The 15,891-nt window shown below is 68.1% G+C and carries 23 protein-coding genes; 12 read left to right on the forward strand and 11 right to left on the reverse strand.

Annotation, left to right across the window (positions count from 1 at the left end):
- Window positions 1-30 precede the first annotated feature (30 nt).
- Complete coding sequence (locus tag G6N34_RS19770) at window positions 31-417, forward strand: VOC family protein (protein WP_085156215.1); 387 nt, start codon at window positions 31-33, stop codon at window positions 415-417.
- On the opposite strand, the gene G6N34_RS19775 is transcribed toward G6N34_RS19770, so the two are convergent.
- The 3 genes from G6N34_RS19775 to G6N34_RS19785 are packed head-to-tail and all read right to left on the reverse strand — an operon-like array spanning window position 414 to window position 2,282.
- A complete protein-coding gene (locus tag G6N34_RS19775; protein ID WP_085156212.1) occupies window positions 414-719 on the reverse strand; it encodes a DUF3349 domain-containing protein in 306 nt (101 codons plus the stop codon). The genes G6N34_RS19770 and G6N34_RS19775 overlap by 4 nt on opposite strands.
- A 7-nt stretch (window positions 720-726) precedes the next feature.
- On the reverse strand, window positions 727-1,011 hold the full coding sequence (locus G6N34_RS19780) for a hypothetical protein (RefSeq protein ID WP_085156209.1): 285 nt from the start codon (window positions 1,009-1,011) through the stop codon (window positions 727-729).
- A complete protein-coding gene (locus tag G6N34_RS19785; RefSeq protein WP_085156261.1) occupies window positions 1,011-2,282 on the reverse strand; it encodes an inorganic phosphate transporter in 1,272 nt (423 codons plus the stop codon). The genes G6N34_RS19780 and G6N34_RS19785 overlap by 1 nt, the downstream gene beginning before the upstream one ends.
- Before the next feature lie 218 nt (window positions 2,283-2,500).
- Here G6N34_RS19785 and G6N34_RS19790 point away from each other — a divergent pair, with 218 nt between their 5' ends.
- The 4 genes from G6N34_RS19790 to G6N34_RS19805 are packed head-to-tail and all read left to right on the forward strand — an operon-like array spanning window position 2,501 to window position 5,156.
- Window positions 2,501-2,803: a DUF3349 domain-containing protein gene (locus G6N34_RS19790; RefSeq protein WP_085156206.1), complete on the forward strand. Its 303-nt coding sequence runs from the start codon at window positions 2,501-2,503 to the stop codon at window positions 2,801-2,803.
- 50 nt (window positions 2,804-2,853) lie between these two features.
- Window positions 2,854-3,948, forward strand: a complete 1,095-nt coding sequence (menE, locus tag G6N34_RS19795; protein WP_085156258.1) for an o-succinylbenzoate--CoA ligase — start codon at window positions 2,854-2,856, stop codon at window positions 3,946-3,948.
- A 42-nt stretch (window positions 3,949-3,990) separates the two neighbouring features.
- Window positions 3,991-4,605 (forward strand): pyridoxamine 5'-phosphate oxidase family protein, encoded by a 615-nt coding sequence (locus tag G6N34_RS19800; protein WP_085156203.1) that lies wholly within the window; start codon window positions 3,991-3,993, stop codon window positions 4,603-4,605.
- A gap of 23 nt (window positions 4,606-4,628) precedes the next feature.
- The gene (locus G6N34_RS19805; RefSeq protein ID WP_085156200.1) at window positions 4,629-5,156 is read left to right on the forward strand and encodes a hypothetical protein; all 528 of its coding nucleotides are present in this window, start codon (window positions 4,629-4,631) and stop codon (window positions 5,154-5,156) included.
- Here the strand turns inward: G6N34_RS19805 and G6N34_RS19810 are convergent.
- Together G6N34_RS19810 and G6N34_RS19815 are read right to left on the reverse strand one after the other, a co-directional pair.
- Window positions 5,145-5,468, reverse strand: a complete 324-nt coding sequence (locus tag G6N34_RS19810; protein WP_085156197.1) for a branched-chain amino acid transport AzlD family protein — start codon at window positions 5,466-5,468, stop codon at window positions 5,145-5,147. The genes G6N34_RS19805 and G6N34_RS19810 overlap by 12 nt on opposite strands.
- On the reverse strand, window positions 5,461-6,156 hold the full coding sequence (locus G6N34_RS19815) for an AzlC family ABC transporter permease (RefSeq protein ID WP_085156194.1): 696 nt from the start codon (window positions 6,154-6,156) through the stop codon (window positions 5,461-5,463). The genes G6N34_RS19810 and G6N34_RS19815 overlap by 8 nt, the downstream gene beginning before the upstream one ends.
- A gap of 98 nt (window positions 6,157-6,254) precedes the next feature.
- Here G6N34_RS19815 and G6N34_RS19820 point away from each other — a divergent pair, with 98 nt between their 5' ends.
- Together G6N34_RS19820 and G6N34_RS19825 are read left to right on the forward strand one after the other, a co-directional pair.
- Window positions 6,255-6,956 (forward strand): response regulator transcription factor, encoded by a 702-nt coding sequence (locus tag G6N34_RS19820; RefSeq protein WP_109788670.1) that lies wholly within the window; start codon window positions 6,255-6,257, stop codon window positions 6,954-6,956.
- A gap of 2 nt (window positions 6,957-6,958) precedes the next feature.
- Window positions 6,959-7,987 (forward strand): sensor histidine kinase, encoded by a 1,029-nt coding sequence (locus G6N34_RS19825; protein WP_085156254.1) that lies wholly within the window; start codon window positions 6,959-6,961, stop codon window positions 7,985-7,987.
- A 5-nt stretch (window positions 7,988-7,992) separates the two neighbouring features.
- Here G6N34_RS19825 and G6N34_RS19830 read toward each other — a convergent pair whose 3' ends face one another.
- Both G6N34_RS19830 and G6N34_RS19835 read right to left on the reverse strand, forming a co-directional pair.
- Window positions 7,993-9,123: a nitronate monooxygenase gene (locus G6N34_RS19830; protein WP_085156187.1), complete on the reverse strand. Its 1,131-nt coding sequence runs from the start codon at window positions 9,121-9,123 to the stop codon at window positions 7,993-7,995.
- Window positions 9,124-9,295: 172 nt separating this feature from the next.
- A complete protein-coding gene (locus G6N34_RS19835; protein WP_085156183.1) occupies window positions 9,296-10,072 on the reverse strand; it encodes an S-methyl-5'-thioadenosine phosphorylase in 777 nt (258 codons plus the stop codon).
- A gap of 69 nt (window positions 10,073-10,141) precedes the next feature.
- Here G6N34_RS19835 and G6N34_RS19840 point away from each other — a divergent pair, with 69 nt between their 5' ends.
- Complete coding sequence (locus G6N34_RS19840) at window positions 10,142-11,011, forward strand: 1,4-dihydroxy-2-naphthoate polyprenyltransferase (protein ID WP_085156180.1); 870 nt, start codon at window positions 10,142-10,144, stop codon at window positions 11,009-11,011.
- Window positions 11,012-11,031: 20 nt separating this feature from the next.
- Here G6N34_RS19840 and G6N34_RS19845 read toward each other — a convergent pair whose 3' ends face one another.
- A complete protein-coding gene (locus tag G6N34_RS19845) occupies window positions 11,032-11,586 on the reverse strand; it encodes a Clp protease N-terminal domain-containing protein (protein WP_085156177.1) in 555 nt (184 codons plus the stop codon).
- Window positions 11,587-11,590: 4 nt separating this feature from the next.
- Window positions 11,591-11,824 (reverse strand): helix-turn-helix domain-containing protein, encoded by a 234-nt coding sequence (locus G6N34_RS19850; RefSeq protein ID WP_085156174.1) that lies wholly within the window; start codon window positions 11,822-11,824, stop codon window positions 11,591-11,593.
- A 177-nt stretch (window positions 11,825-12,001) separates the two neighbouring features.
- Here G6N34_RS19850 and G6N34_RS19855 point away from each other — a divergent pair, with 177 nt between their 5' ends.
- The 3 genes from G6N34_RS19855 to G6N34_RS19865 are packed head-to-tail and all read left to right on the forward strand — an operon-like array spanning window position 12,002 to window position 15,069.
- Window positions 12,002-12,877, forward strand: a complete 876-nt coding sequence (locus G6N34_RS19855; RefSeq protein ID WP_085156171.1) for a polyphosphate polymerase domain-containing protein — start codon at window positions 12,002-12,004, stop codon at window positions 12,875-12,877.
- A 9-nt stretch (window positions 12,878-12,886) separates the two neighbouring features.
- Entirely contained in the window at window positions 12,887-13,564 is a 678-nt protein-coding gene (locus G6N34_RS19860; protein ID WP_085156168.1) for a DUF4956 domain-containing protein, read from the forward strand.
- A complete protein-coding gene (locus G6N34_RS19865) occupies window positions 13,564-15,069 on the forward strand; it encodes a CotH kinase family protein (RefSeq protein ID WP_085156166.1) in 1,506 nt (501 codons plus the stop codon). The genes G6N34_RS19860 and G6N34_RS19865 overlap by 1 nt, the downstream gene beginning before the upstream one ends.
- Window positions 15,070-15,073: 4 nt before the next feature.
- Here the strand turns inward: G6N34_RS19865 and G6N34_RS19870 are convergent, their stop codons facing one another.
- On the reverse strand, window positions 15,074-15,328 hold the full coding sequence (locus tag G6N34_RS19870) for a DUF6480 family protein (protein ID WP_085156164.1): 255 nt from the start codon (window positions 15,326-15,328) through the stop codon (window positions 15,074-15,076).
- A 42-nt stretch (window positions 15,329-15,370) separates the two neighbouring features.
- Window positions 15,371-15,652: a DUF4229 domain-containing protein gene (locus G6N34_RS19875; RefSeq protein WP_109788678.1), complete on the reverse strand. Its 282-nt coding sequence runs from the start codon at window positions 15,650-15,652 to the stop codon at window positions 15,371-15,373.
- Window positions 15,653-15,713: 61 nt separating this feature from the next.
- Between G6N34_RS19875 and G6N34_RS27635 the strand changes: the two genes are divergently transcribed.
- The gene (locus tag G6N34_RS27635) at window positions 15,714-15,890 is read left to right on the forward strand and encodes a hypothetical protein (RefSeq protein ID WP_276061378.1); all 177 of its coding nucleotides are present in this window, start codon (window positions 15,714-15,716) and stop codon (window positions 15,888-15,890) included.
- Window position 15,891 lies beyond the last annotated feature (1 nt).

The raw sequence follows: 15,891 nt of genomic DNA on the forward strand, positions 1-15,891 counted from the left end.
TACGAGTGGTCACCCACAAGACTGACCCCCATGGAGATTCTGGCCAGTCGGGTGCTGCTCCGGCCGGCGGACTACGAGCGGTCGCTGGCCTTCTACCGCGACACGATCGGATTGGCGATCGCCCGTGAATACGGCGGCGGCACGGTGTTCTACGCGGGCCAGTCGCTGATCGAACTGGCCGGGCACGGCGGCCCACCGGCAGGCGCACCCCCGTTTCCCGGCGCGTTCTGGTTGCAGGTCCGTGACCTCTACGCCACGCAGGCCGAACTCCAAGCGCGAGGCGTAGAGATCGCCCGGGAGGCGCGACGCGAACCGTGGGGACTGCACGAGATGCATGTCGCCGATCCCGACGGCGTCGACCTGATCTTTGTGCAGGTGCCCGAGACGCATCCGCTGCGTCGCGACACCCGGGACTAACGCGCCGGCGCCGCCAACGGCCACCCGACGGACGCCAGTCGCGCCGCCACCTGGTGGATCTCCTCCGGGTTGGGCTCCTTCTCGGCAACCTCGCGAATGGCCTGCTCGATCTGTTCCGGCGTGACCGGATCCGCATCGCTCTGCAGCAGCACCACCCGCGCAGCGAGTTTGACCTCTTCTTCGGTGAGCGTGCGGGTCAACAGCGCCAGCAGCGGGAAGTAATCCTTGGTCGGGATGCCGTGCGGGTAACCGTCATGCAGCCAGTGCAGGACGTTGTCGAGAACGCTGGAGTTTTCAGACACGCAGACCTCACTTCTTGGGGACGAAGGGGAACAAGTCGACGTCGAAGTGATGAATGACCGTCGTGCGCGTGATCCACAGGATCGCCGCGACAATCACCAGTCCGACGAATGCGAACAACAACAGACCGAGGAATTTCAGCGCGGGGTTGGGTGCCCGCGTCGCGCCGTCCACGTCGACCTCACCGGACCCGGCCGAGTAGGACACCAAGCCCACCGCGAACAGCGCGGGCAGACCGGCACCCAGGACCAGGCCGACCAGGAGCACTCGGAAGATGCTGTCGAGGTAAGGCATCAGAGGGTCCCTGCCTTGGTGTCGTCACTGGACACCGACGACACAGTCGGGTCTGGAGTGAGGTCTGGCATCTGCGCGGGCACCACCGAATTGGTGGTGGCGTCCCAATCGGCGTTGACGTTGGTGTGGTCGACCTTCTGCTGCTGCGCGCGCCACCACATGTAGTAGGACAGGCCGACCAGGATGCTGAAGATCACCAGGTCCCCGATCAGCGGCGACGTGATGCCTGCGATGCCGTGCGAGAGCCAGAACGTCACCGCACCGACGAGACCGGCGGCGGGAAGCGTCACGAGCCATGCAACCGCCATGCGACCGGCGACGGCCCAGCGCACCTCGGCGCCCGGCTTGCCGACACCCGATCCCAGGATCGAACCGGTGGCGACGTGCGTCGTCGACAACGCCATGCCCGCAGCGCTCGAACTCAGGATGATGGCCGCCGACGACGCCTCGGCCGCGAGGCCCTGCGGGGACTCGATCTCGACGAGGCCCTTGCCGAGCGTGCGGATGACACGCCACCCGCCCAGGTAGGTGCCCAGGCCGATGGCCAGCGCACAACTGGCGATCACCCAGAACGGCAGGCCGTTCTCCTTGACGTCACCGGTCAGATGGCCGGTGGTGATCAGCGCGAGCGCGATGACACCCATCGTCTTCTGTGCGTCGTTGGTGCCGTGCGACAACGCGACCAGGGAAGCCGTCGCGATCTGCCCCCAGCGGAAGCCCTGCTCACGCTGACGCTTCGAGACCCGCCGGGTGATGCGGTACACCATCCAGGTGCCGCAGGCCGCGACGACGCCTGCGATCAGCGGAGCGGCGAGCGCCGGGATCAGCACCTTCTGCGTGACGCCGGACCAGTTGACGCCCGCAAGGCCGATCGCGGCGAGGCCCGCACCGATCAGACCGCCGAAGAGCGCGTGCGACGAACTGGACGGGATGCCGAACAGCCACGTGAGCAGGTTCCAGAGGATGCCGCCGATCAGGCCGGCGAAGATGATCGTCAGACCCATCGAAGCGTCGATGGTGGGCAGAAGTGAGCCGGTTTTGCCGTCTTGAATCTTGAGCACCGACGTCGTGACAGTCACGGCGACCTCGACCGAGAGGAATGCGCCCACGAGGTTGAGCACTCCCGCGAGCAGCACCGCGGTCTTAGGCCTGAGCGCCCGGGTTGCGATCGACGTCGCCATGGCGTTTCCGGTGTCATGGAAGCCGTTGGTGAAGTCGAAAGCCAGGGCTGTTGTGATCAACAGCACCAAGATGATCAGCTCGGCGCTCATGGTGCTCATTCTGTAGCCACACCATGCGATTTACCTAGCCGCGCCACGCACCAGAATACGGAGCGACCAGGCACTTTGCCTGGGTGGTAACTGTGTTCATCTACTGTTCATCTTCTGTCTGGAACCCGTTGGGGACCGCTGGCGCTCGCTGGCGAACCCGGGTGTGTTGCAGCACACTAGGATCCTGGTCGAGCCACCACTTATCAGGAGCCGACGCCGTGAATCGTTTTCTCAGCGCCATCGTCTCCTGGCTGCGCGCCGGGTACCCCGAGGGCGTGCCTCAAAACGATTACCTGCCGTTGCTGGCGCTGCTCTCGCGCCGGTTGACTACCGACGAAGTCAAGATCGTGGCGCGTGAGCTCACCAGTCGCCCGGAATTCGACGACATCGACATCGGCACCGCCATCATGCGGATCACCGACGAACTGCCGTCGGCCATCGACGTCGAACGCGTCCGCGAACGGCTCGCCGCCAAGGGGTGGCCGCTCGACGATCCCCGAGACGGGGAGGTCAGCGAATAGCCCCGCTACGCGCACTGGTCGTTCCCCCGGGCCCGTCGGCGTCCCCGATGATGGCCGCACTCGACGTCGTCCTCGACGGCACCGCGAGCGCGGTGCTGCCGATTCCCGGTGGCGACCTTCGCCAAAGTGATCTGCTCACAACGTCATTGCGCGTTGGCGAGGACATCGACGACGACGTCGCACTGGTGGTGTCCACCTCGGGAACCACCGGAACCCCGAAGGGCGCGATGCTGACCGCGGCCGCACTGGTCGCGAGCGCGTCGGCGACGCATGACCGCCTCGGCGGCCTGGGCACCTGGCTGTTGGCGCTTCCGGCCCACCACATCGCCGGGATCCAGGTGCTGATCCGCAGCGTGACGGCCGGCACGGTGCCCGTCGAACTCGACGTGTCCGACGGGTTCGACGTGACGGCACTGCCCGCCGCGGTGAGCGCGATGGGTTCGGGGCGCCGGTACGCGTCGCTGGTGGCCACCCAACTGGCCAAGACGCTGACCGATCCGGCAGCCACCGAGGCGCTCGCCGAACTCGATGCCGTGCTGCTCGGCGGCGGCCCGGCGCCCCTGCCGGTGCTGCAGGGCGCCGCGGCCGCGGGCATCACGGTGGTGCGGACCTACGGCATGAGCGAGACCGCGGGCGGATGCGTATACGACGGCGTTCCCCTCGACGGCGTCGAGGTCCGCCTGGACGATTCGCGCATCGAACTCGGCGGCGCCACGCTGGCCAAGGGGTACCGCAATCCGCAGGACCCGGACCCCTTCGCCGAGCCAGGCTGGTTTCGGACCGATGACGTTGGTGCGCTTGATGATTCGGGCGTGCTACGCGTGCTGGGCAGAAGCGACGACGCGATCAGCACCGGCGGACTGACAGTGCTGCCCCAACTCGTCGAGGCCGTGCTCGCGACGCACCCCGCCATCGCCGAGTGCGCGGTCTTCGGCGTGCCCGACAACCGACTGGGACAACGCGTGGTCGCGGCCATCGCCCTGGTCGACGGCGCCGACACACCGACGATCACCGAACTGGCCGCGCACGTCGGCCTGGCGCTGGACAGGACCGCCGCGCCGCGCGAGGTGCACGTCGTCGACGAACTGCCCCGCCGCGGCATCGGCAAGGTCGACCGGCGCGCACTGGTGCAGCGGTTCGGCTGACGGAGCCACCGAACACGGCCTGACCGCGGGCATGATGGCGGCATGCGTCGCGAGATTCACACCGTCGAAGAACTGCGCGCCCTCGTCGGTCATCCGAACGAGTTCGTGGCCAACAAGGTCCGCGACAGGCTGGCCCCCATCCATCGCGACTGGCTGGCGCACTCCCCACTCGGCTTCGTCGCCACGACCGACGCCGAGGGTCGCGTGGACGTGTCCCCGAAGGGCGACCCAGCCGGCTTCGTCCATGTCCTCGACGACACCACAATCGCGATTCCCGAACGTCCGGGCAACAAGCGCGTCGACGGGCATCTCAACGTGCTGCAGCGCCCGCACGTCGGAACCCTGTTCCTGATCCCTGGCCGCGGTGACACGCTGCGCATCAACGGGCGCGCGACCATCGTGGCCGACGCCGACTATTTCGACGCCATGACCGTGCAGGGCAAGCGCCCCATCCTGGCCCTTGAGATCGCCGTCGAGGAGGTGTTCTTCCACTGCGCCAAGGCATTTCTGCGTTCCGACGCCTGGCGGCCCGACACGTGGAACCCCACCGCGCTGCCCAGCGTCGCGCAGATGGCCCACGCACTGCGGATGGGTGTGAGCCTCGCCGAGTTGGAGCGCTACTACGACGAGGACAATGTGCGCACCATGCTCTATTGACCGGTGTACTAGCGTGGTCGGCCATGGCCGGTTGTACGCGGATCGTCGCTGGCGGGATCGCCGTCGCAGCGGGTCTTGCCGTCGCACCGCAGGCCGCGGCCGAACCGACCCCAGTACCGGCACCGGCACCGGCACCAGAATTACCCCAAGCACCCGAGCCCGCCCCGCCCCCGAATGCCACGTGGCATGGCCCGCTGGCCCAGAGCGACGGCCCCATGGGCCCCGCGGGCCTGCCGCTGGGGACCGCAGGAGCCGAGATGGTGCTGGGCCAGGCGCAGGCTCCGAGCGCGCCTGGTGCCGACCCCGGTGCCCCACCGCCGCTCAACGCCTGGAACAACGCGTATCTGCTGCCGCAGCACACCGAGCCCGCCGCACCTGGTGACGGCACCGTCGTCGGGGTGGCACCGGGCGCCGAGAACACCAACGCGAGCCAGTGGGACTACCTGCGGCGGCTCTACGGGATGCACCGGGACGGCGGGCTGACGGGCGCGCTGCTGGGGCAGGCGCCCGCCGGTGAACGCCCAGAACTTGCGCCAGGCTCAGAAGGCTGACATCAGCACGACGTAGACGACGGTGCCGGCCAGGATGCTGAGCAGCGCGTGCCCACGCCATATGTGCAGACCCGCGGTCACCACCACCGCGATCGCGAGCCACACGAGATGCAGCCCGCCGGAAGCCACACCGGGGCGCAGCGTGTAGACCATCAGCATCACCATGACGCCGACCGGCATGTGGACGCTCAGATACTTCACGACCGCGCTGTGCCGCATGGGCGCCAACACCGCGAACGGCAGTGCGCGCAGCGCCCAGGTGACCGCCGCGGCCACCAACACCAGGACCGCGATGTGCGCGTTGTCAGGCATCGCGCCTGCGGTCCACGACAAAGCGCATGATCAGCACCGCGGTGAACGCCGCGAACGCGCACACCAGAAGCTGTCCCGGCGCGACGATCCACGCCGCCCCCGCGCACACGGCAGCCGAGACTGCGGTGAGACGGTCGGGGCGCTGCCGGTAGGCATCGATGGCCAGCACGATGAACAGCGCGGTCAGCGCGAAGTCCAGTCCCTGCAGCCGCTCAATCGGCAGGGCCTCGCCCAGCGCGCCTCCGATCGCCGCACCCGTCACCCACAGAAGTTGCAGCAGCACCTGCATCGTCAGGATCGGCCGGGTGGTCCACGACGAGGCCTCGGGGCTGACGCCGACGGCGTAGGCCTCATCCGACAGCGTGTAGGTGCTGTAGAGCCTGGCCGCCACACCGCGCACCCGGTGCAGCGGGAACGACAGCGCATAGAACACGTGCCGGGAGTTGACGATGAAGGTCGTCAGCGCCACCGCGGCCACCGGCGCTCCCGTCGCGGCCAGACCCACCATGAGGAACTCGAGCGAACCGGCGTAGATCACAGCCGCGAACACCGGCGCCCACCACCACGCCAGGCCCGCGTGCACCACCAGGAACCCGAGTGCCATCCCCAACGGAATGAAGGCCAAACCGATGGGTGCCGTGACCTGTGCGACCCGTCGCACATTGTGCGGCGACGGGTCTTCGGACATGGCTCCACTGTGTAACACCCCGGCCGCGGCAGCCCAAACCGCGGCCTTGGCGCAGGTGATGGGGTTTCAGCGCGGCCAAATCAGGCTACCGTCAAGGTGTGGGGGCACACGTGTTGATCGCCGACGACGACCTAGTCCTGCGGGACATGGTCCGTCGGTACCTGGAACGCGACGGTATGGAGGTCGCGGTGGCCGGTGACGGCCATGAGGCGCTGCGCCTGCTGGGCAGTGAGCACATTGATGTCGCGGTGCTCGACGTCATGATGCCGGGCCCCAACGGCATCACGCTGTGCCGCGGTCTGCGGCAGGCCGGTGACTACAGCGTGCCCGTGATCCTCCTCACCGCCCTGGGCGAGGAGGACGACCGGATCGCGGGTCTGGAGGCCGGCGCCGACGACTACCTGACCAAACCTTTCAGCCCGCGCGAGTTGGCGCTGCGGGTGCGTTCGGTCCTGCGCCGAGCCAGCACGCCCCCGAGCACGCACCCCGCGCAGATCACGCTCGGCAACATGACGGTGTCGGCCGCGGCCCGCACCGTCACGGTCGACGGCAGGCCGATCGGCCTGACCAACCGCGAGTTCGATCTTCTGCTGTTCTTCCTGACCCACAGCGGCACGGTCTTCACCCGTGAGGAACTGCTCAGCCAGGTGTGGCGCTGGGACTACGGCGACCTGTCCACCGTGACGGTGCACGTCAAACGTCTGCGCTCGAAACTCGGTGAGCACCACCGCATCCAGACCGTCTGGGGCCGTGGGTATCTGTGGCAGCGCGACCTGTCAGCTCCCGAGCCCACCCGGTGACGATCCCCAGTGATCTGATCAAGATCATCGCCATCGCCCTGGCGTGCTCCATCCCCGTGGTGCTGGCCGGTGCCGTCACGATCCGGCTGGCCCGGTCCTGGTCGCTGGCGGCCAGCATGGTGGTGCTGGTGCTCATCCCGTTGGTCGCGACGTTCACCGGCGTGCTGGGCGCGAACGGTTTCATGATGACCGGCTTCGAACGCAGCGTCGAGAAGTCCACGAGCGTGGTCCTTCTGGTGGTGTCTGTGGTGACCATTCCCGCGGCCGTCATGCTGGGCCGGTATCAGGCCCGACGCACGGTGTGGGAGCAGGAGATTCGGGATGCCGAACGCGCCGCCGAGAAGTCACGGCGCCGACTGGTGGCGTTCGTGAGCCACGACCTGCGCACCCCGCTGGCCGGGATCCGCGCGGTCGCCGAGGCGATCGCCGACGGCGTCGTCACCGACGACGACATCCGCAGCCACGCCAAACACATCGAGCAGGAGTCGATCCGGCTGTCGGAGATGGTGGAGGACCTCTTCGAGATGTCGAAGATCAACGCGGGCGCGGTCACCACCCGATTCGACACCGTCGCACTCGACGAGGTCGTCGATGACGTCGTGGCCGCCCACCGCATCGCGGCCGGGCGCTCGAAGGTGGCCTTGCGCACGCAGTTGCCCGCCGAACCTGTCCGCGTGATCGGGAGCCATCGGGCCCTGACCCGGGTCCTGTCCAACCTGGTCGCCAACGCGATCGCGCACACCCCCGACGATGGAGCGGTGACGCTGTCGCTGGGCCGCGACGGCGACGTGTGGGTGCGCGTCGACGACACCGGGGTCGGCATCGACGAGGCCGACCTGGCGCGGGTCTTCGACGTCGCCTATCGCGGCTCGAATGCCCGGGTGCCGCGGGCGGATTCGTCGCTGCCCAGCGGGTCCGGACTGGGTCTGGCGATTGCGGCGGGACTGGTGGCGGCCTACGGCGGCACGCTCACCGCGCACAACACCGACGTCGGCGCGCGGTTCGAGGTCCGGCTTCCGCGCGCCGACTGAGCCGGTCAGTCGTCGAGCGAACCGGACAACCGCTCGGCGGCGGTCACGTAGTCCTCGATGAACTCCAGCACGACCTCACGGGCCGGCTTGACCTTGTTCATCAGGCCGACGCCCTGGCCCACGAAGTAAGTGGCCAGCGCCTGCGCGCCCTCGTGGCCGGTGGCGGCCAGCTTGTCGATGCGGCGCAGCTGGGGCTCGACGAGCATGTTCTGCAGCGGCAGCGGCAGGGTCGGATGCCCGCCAGGAGTGGGCGCCCAAGCCTTGGTCCAGTCCGAGACCAGCTGGCGCGCAGGCTTTCCAGTGCGCCCGGTCGACCGGATGGTGTCGCGGGAGGAGGCCGCAAGCATTTTCTTCACGGTGGCCGGCGCGGTCTCGGCCTCCTCTGTGGTCAGCCACACCGAACCGGTCCAGGCGCCCGCGGCGCCCATCGCGACGCAGGCCGCCATCTGCTTACCGGTGACGATGCCGCCCGCGGCCAGCACCGGCACGTCGCTGCCGACGCTCGCCAGGGCATCGAGCACCTCGGGCACCAGCACCAGGGTGGACACCTCACCGCAGTGTCCGCCGGCCTCGGTGCCCTGCGCGATGATGAGGTCGACACCGGCCTTGACCTGCTTGAGCGCGTGTTCCTTGGCGCCCACCAGCGCGGCCACGGGCACACCTGAGGAGCGTCCCGCCTCGATCATGTAATCCGGCGGCACGCCAAGCGCGTTGGCCATGAGCTTGATGGGATGCCGCAGCGCGACCTCCAGAAGCTGCTCACCGGTGTCACCGGACAGGCCGCTTCCACCGAGGCGCGGCTTCTTCTCCTCGACCGGGATGTCGTGGCCGGCAAGCAGTTCGGTGACGAACTCCCGGAATTCGCCCGGGATGCGGTCGGCCAGCTGCGTCGTCGACACGTTCTCGCCCTTGCCCTCGAACTTGGCGGGCACGATGATGTCGACGCCGTAGGGCTTGCCCTTGACCTCGGAGTCGATCCAGGCGAGTTCCTGCTCAAGCTGGTCAGGGCTGTACGCGGTGCCGCCGAGCACGCCGAAACCGCCCGCATTCGTGACCGCAGCGACGACGTCGCGGCAGTGGCTGAAGGCGAACAGGGGGAACTCGATGCCGTATTGATCGCAGATCGGAGTCTTCACCCGGCCAGTATGACTTGACGGGTGTCAAAAACTCAATGGGCGGTGTCAACGGCCCGATCCGCCGCCGAGAATGCCGGCACGGCTGCGGTCGATGCGTGGCAACCGCCCAGAAGGCAATTTCGCCGCCGCAGATCTCGCCGCCGCAGTGTCGCCACCGCAGATCTCGCCGCCGCTACGGCAACTCGAACGGCAGCTTCACCCCGTCATGCGCCCGACAGTGCGCGCAGGCCTCCTCGTCGTCCACCTGGTCCAGTGCCTCGTGCACGAGCTTCTTGAACGGCACCAGGTTGCGCTGGAACTCAGCGAAAACGTCGACGGCCTTGACACCCGTCCCCGCCTCCACCCCGGCATCCAGGTCGGTCACCAAAGCGATTGCCGAATAGCACATTTCGAGCTCACGAGCCAGAACGGCCTCGGGGTGGCCCGTCATGTTGATCAGCGTGAAGCCCTGCCGCGCGTACCACTGGCTCTCGGCTCGCGTGGAGAACCGCGGGCCCTCGATCACCACCATGGTGCCGCCGTCGACGACCCCGGGAAGACCCGTGGCCGCGGCGCGGAGTCCTGGACAGTACGGGTCGGCGAAACTGACGTGGATGCCGCCCGCGTCGAAGTAGGTGGCAGGCCGGCCGCTCGTACGGTCGACGAGCTGATCCGGGACGACGACGGCACCGGGCCCCAGCTCCGGCGTGAGGCTTCCGACCGCGCAGGGGCCGAAGACGCGGCGCACGCCGAGCGCCCGCAGCGCCCACATGTTGGCCCGGTAGGGCACGGTGTGCGGCGAGAACTCATGGTTCATGCCGTGGCGCGGCAGAAACGCCACCTCGTGCCCGCCGACGGTGCCGACCGTGACGGCCGCGCTGGGGGCGCCGTAGGGCGTGTCCAGGCCGATGCTTCGCGCCTCCGGGCCGAAGAACGAGTAGAAACCGCTGCCGCCGATCACTCCGAGCATCCGACCATTGTGGGGCCGCTGCGCGATCCTGCCGAATCCGGGCGGCGGTTCAGATGGGACGATCGACGCATGGCCACCGTCGCACAGTGGATTGAAGGCGCCCGACCCCGGACACTGCCGAACGCGGTGGCTCCGGTGCTGGCCGGAACCGGCGCGGCCGCCTGGCTCGGTTCGGCGGTGTGGTGGAAGGCGCTGCTGGCGCTGGTGCTGTCACTGGCGCTGATCATCGGCGTCAACTACGCCAACGACTACTCCGACGGCATCCGCGGGACCGACGACGAACGCGCGGGACCGCTGCGCCTGGTCGGCTCGCGCGTGGCCTCGCCGCGTGCCGTGCTGACCGCGGCGATCGTGAGCCTGACCATCGGCGCGGTGGCCGGCCTGGCACTGGCCCTGGCGAGCAGTCCATGGCTGATCGCCGTCGGAGTGGTCTGCATCGCCGGCGCGTGGCTCTACACGGGCGGCTCAAAGCCCTACGGCTACTCCGGTTTCGGTGAGATCGCAGTCTTCGTGTTCTTCGGCCTGGTCGCGGTGCTGGGCACGCAGTACACGCAGGCCCTGCAGATCGACTGGGTCGGCGCGGTCGCGGCCGTGGCGGTCGGCGCACTGTCGTCGGCCGTGCTTGTGGCCAACAACCTGCGCGACATTCCGACCGACACGACGTCGGGCAAGATCACGCTGGCGGTCCGACTGGGTGACCGGCGCACGCGGGGCCTGTACGTGGCCCTGGTGGCGACGGCCGGGGTGGCGACGGTGCTGTTGGCACTCGCGACGCCGTGGTGCCTGACCGGTCTGGTGGCCGCTCCCCTCGCGCTGCGCGCGGCCCGTCCGGTGGTCTCCGGCGCCCTGGGCCCCGCGCTGATTCCGGTGCTGCGCGACACCGGGCTGACGATGCTGGTGTGGGCCATCGCGGTGACGCTGGCGCTGGCGTTCGGCTGAGTGAGCCGTTCAGGCCGCCTCTAAGCCGCCTGGTCGAGCAGCGCCGCGACCGCGGCGCGCAACTGCGCGGGGTAGACGTGCTCGGCGATCAACCCGACCGTCGCGCGATCCCCGCCGCGCAGCAGGGCCAGCACCAGGTGCTCGGCGCGGATCTCCCGGCCCTTGTGGGCCAGCGCTTCCCGCAGCGCGATCTCGAGCACCTTCTTGGCGTCGCGACTGAAGGACAGATGCCCACGGCGGCGCCGGCGTCGCCCTGAGCGCTGCAGTGCGTCGTCGAAGGCATCGGGCCCGAACGACGCGTTGACGGCGTCACGCACCGCGTGCAGATCGATGCCGATGGCGCGCAGGGCCTCGGCCTCGTCGTCGAATCCGCTGTCGTCGGCCTTCAGCCGGGCCCGCACACCCTCAGCGGTCAGGCCGAAGCCGTCCAACACGGCCCCCAACGCGTCGTCGGCACTCTGCAGGACCCCGAGCAGCACGTGTTCGGGACCGATGACGCGGGCGTTCAGGTCGCGGGCCTCCTCCTGTGCCAGCATCACCGCCACCCGAGCGTCGCGCGTGAACCTCTCGAACATCCGCTCACCGCCTCCGGTTGTACTTCTGATGTACGGCCTGGCGACTGACTCCGAGCGCATCGGCGATCGCCTGCCAACTCCAGCCCTGTTCCCGGGCGTTGGCGACGTGCAGGGCTTCGAGGCGCTCCTGCAGGCGCTGCAGTGCGCGCACGGCGCGCAGGCCCGCCACCGGGTCGGTGTCACTGAGACCGCCACCTAGATCGTCGGCGGCCGCATCGTCGGGCAGTGGCTCGGCCATGCTTGTCAAGATAACTTGACGGATTCGCTGCGTCAATGAACCTTGACAAAGTGCGGGCTTCAAGGTCCTGACCAGGGCGGAAATCTGGGCCACAGCCCTTACACAGCTGGCACACATCCGCGTCGCCCATGATGCTTCCCCGCAGCAGTCAACAACGAAAGAGCAGGTTCCGTCGTCATGGGTGTGTTCGACCGGTTCGCCAGAAGGTCGCAGGAACACCCTCGGCACAGCTACGAGGATGTCCCCACCCAGCCGACGGGCTACCAACAGACCGCGAGTCGGTTGCACGCGTTCAACCGCTACGAGATCAAGTACCTGCTCGACGAGTTCAAGGTTCCGCAACTGCGCGAGGCACTCGGCGAGCACATGAGCGCCGACCCGTACTCACCGCACGGCGGGTATCCGGTGACGTCCCTGTACTACGACACGCCCGATCTGCGCTTCTACTGGGAGAAGATCGAAGGTCTGCGGTTTCGCCGCAAACTGCGGATGCGTCTCTACGGCGACCCCTCCGACTGCACCGACGAGACACCTGTGCAGATCGAGATCAAGCAGAGGGTCAACAGGGTCACACAGAAACGCCGGATGGCCCTGCCGTACGCCACGGCGAGGGCCTGGCTGGACCATCGCGAACCACCGCAGTCCAGCGGCACCGAGCGTGCGTTCGTCGACGAGGTGAGCACGCTGATCGGCAACCTCGATCTGCGGCCCATCGTCACCACGGGCTATCTGCGCGAAGCGTTCGTGGGACGCGACGCAGACCTCGGCCTACGGGTCACCATCGACCACCGCGTGCACGGCCGGGACCGCGACTTCGGATTCGCCTCCGGCGCGCAGAACCGGTTCATCATCCCGCCCCGGTTGGCGATCGTGGAGATCAAGGCCAACGAGCGGGTGCCCTACTGGGTCACCGACCTGGCCGCACGGATCGACATGTCCGTCGTGCGGATCTCGAAGTACTGCCAGTCCGTGCAGGCCTTCGAGCTGGCACCGCGGTCCCGGCACGGCGCTCCCGAACTCTCGTTCGACGAATTCCCTTCTGTATCAAGCTGAAAGAACAACATGACCATCGATCTGCAAGACCTCAGCGGCACCTTCACGGTGTTCGACGTGGCGGCCTCACTGGCGCTGTCATTCGTGCTGGCCTCCGTCATCGGATGGGTCTACCGCTACACCCACAAGAACGTCTCCTACAGCCAGTCCTACGTGCAGACCCTGGTCATGGTGTGCATGGTGATCTCGGTGATCATGCTGGTCGTCGGGTCCAACATCGCCCGCGCATTCGCCCTCGTCGGCGCACTGTCGGTGATCCGATTCCGCAACGCCATCAAGGAGACTCGCGACGTCGGGTTCATCTTCCTGGCCATGGCCGTCGGCATGACCACGGGCACCCGCTTCTACGTGCTGGCGGTCGCGGCCACCGTGGTGATCTGCCTGGTGCTCGTCATCATGTACCGGTTCAACTGGTTCAAGCTCGACGTACAGCGCCAGGTGGTCAAGGTGCAGGTGCCGCCAGAGCCTGAGTACACCGCCCGCGTCGAGGACGTGCTGATCGAGTTCTGCAGCGAATTCGAGCTCGTCTCAACGGAATCAGCCCGTTCCGGGGCACTCACCGAGCTGTATTACACCGCTGCGCTGAAGAAGGGCCGCACCTCCGGTGAGCTGATCCCCGCGCTGAGCGCGGTCAACTCCGGACAGCGCGTGACAGTCCTGACCGGGTACGACCAGACCGACATCTGATGCCCGAGGCTTGCAGGACCGCGCCGCCGCCGCGACGGCTCGTCCACCGGCTTCCGGTCCGTCTGCGGCAGCATTGGAAACTGCTCGCGGCGCTGGTGGTGGTCACCGTGACCCTGGCCGCGGCGTTCGGCCAGACCACCATCCGCCCGTACATCACGGGTGACGTCGCGGTGATGCGCTCTGAGATCACCGACAACATCGCAGGCACCGTCGACCTGTTCGACCCGGCCGTCGAGCACAGCCTCGTCGTCGACATCACCCCCGCCGAGTATCAGGCCATGGTCTCGGCGTACGAGTCCGACGGCGAGAAGAAGTGGGTCACGGCCGACGTCACGCTCGACGGGACCGTGATCAGTGACGCCGCGGTGCGTCTGAAGGGCAACTCGACCCTGATGGGCCTGCGCGGCGACTTCCCGCCGCCCGGGGAAGGCGCGGGCCCGGCTGGCCCGCCACCCGGCGGTCCACCGCACGGCGCACCTGGTGCTCCCGGGGCGGGTCCTCCGCCCGGCGACCTCAAGGGCGACCCGATGGCGATGTTCCACAACGCCGACCCCGAGGACCCCACGACGCTGCCGCTGTTGATCAGCTTCAACGAGAACGCCGACGGGCGCGGGTACCAGGGCATGACCGAACTGTCGGTGCGCCCCGGCACGCCCGTTCTCAACGAGGCCCTGGCACTGTCGCTGACCGCGGCCACCGGGCAGCCCACGCAGCGCTTCGCCTACGCGGCCTACACGATCAACGGACAGACGACGACGCGCCTGCTGCTCGAACACCCCGACGAGACCTACGCCGAGACGCTCTTCGACTCACCCGGCTACCTCTACAAGGCGGATGCGAACTCCACGCTGGCGTTCAAGAGCACCGATCAGTCGGCGTACGCCGGGCAGTTCAAGCAGATCAACTCGGCCGAGGCCGGCAACCTGGCGCCCATCATCAACTTTCTCCGGTGGCTCGAAGCCGCCGATGAGGACGAGTTCGACGCGCACCTGGCCGACTGGGTCGACGTCGACTCCTTCGCCCGCTACGTGGCCACCCAGAACCTGCTGATCAACGCCGACGATATGGCCGGGCCGGGCCAGAACTACTACCTGTGGTTCGACCTCGCCACCAAGAAGCTGTCGGTCCTGTCATGGGACCTCAACCTGGCGATGGTCGGGGACGCGGCGATCGGGCCGGACGACAAGGTGGAGCTTCCGCCCCCACCGCCCGGAGTGAACCTTCCCGAGCCACCCGGCGGCTTCGAGGCACTCTTCAAGGGCAATCCGCTCAAGGAGCGGTTCCTCGCGTCGACGGAGTTCGCACCGGCCTATCACGACGCGTATTGGGAGCTCTACGACGAGATGTACGCCGACGGGCGGGCGCAGGCCCTGCTCGACCGGATCGCCGCGACGATCCCGCTGACCGACGGGCTCAGCCGCGAGGACCTGAACCAAGCCGTGCAGTCGACGCGCGACTGGATCGACCAGCGCGTGAACAGGCTCGAGGAACTGCGGCCGCGATGAGGGGTCAGCCCAGCGCGCCCGTCATCCTGGCGATCAGCAGCACCGCGGCGGCCACGAACAGCAGGATGAACACCGCTACGGCGGCGAACGCCACGACCGAGGTGGGACTGGCGCGGTGCCGCACGGGTGGATCCGCATTGGACGTCGCCGACAGCTGATCGGAGTCCGGCGGTGTGTCGCCGGGTTCGACGCCGCCGCCGTCAGCCAGCCCCGGGGTCTGGTCCGGCTCGGGATCGGGAGACTTGGGTTGATCCGTCATCCCGGTGTGTTCCACCGGGGACCGGATCCAAACCTTCTGGGGCTACTCGGCCTTGCCCTCATCATCGCCACGAAGGCGGGCCTGCAACTGCTCCCGGTCGCGGCGGCGGCGCACGTCGACGGCCGCGATGCTGGCGGTGGCCTTGCGACGAAGCGGCGCGAACACCCACATGCCCAACGGCAGGGCCACGACGATCGCGAACAGCAGCGCCACCACCAAGGGCACCTTGACGCCGAACAGCGACGCCCCGTAGAAGATCACGGCGGCCAACGCCGCCACCAGAGCCAGCCGCGCCAGCAGGTAAGCCAGAACGTCGAGCACCATTCCGCCGGTGGAGCGATCATCATCAGCCACGACTTGAGCCTACCGACGCGCGTATATTCAGATGAAGGAGGTTTCCGTGCACTACCTGCTCCTCATACTGTTCATCAGCGCCCTCGCCTACGGCGGGTGGCGAATGGTGCGTGCCTACCAGGCCAGACCGCAGACCCGGGTCATCGGTCCCGATGACGACCCCGAGTTCCTGTGGCGCCTCTCCCGCGGCGACAACAAGCCGAAGTGAC

The sequence above is a fragment of the Mycolicibacterium confluentis genome (genome assembly GCF_010729895.1).
Lineage (GTDB): Bacteria > Actinomycetota > Actinomycetes > Mycobacteriales > Mycobacteriaceae > Mycobacterium > Mycobacterium confluentis.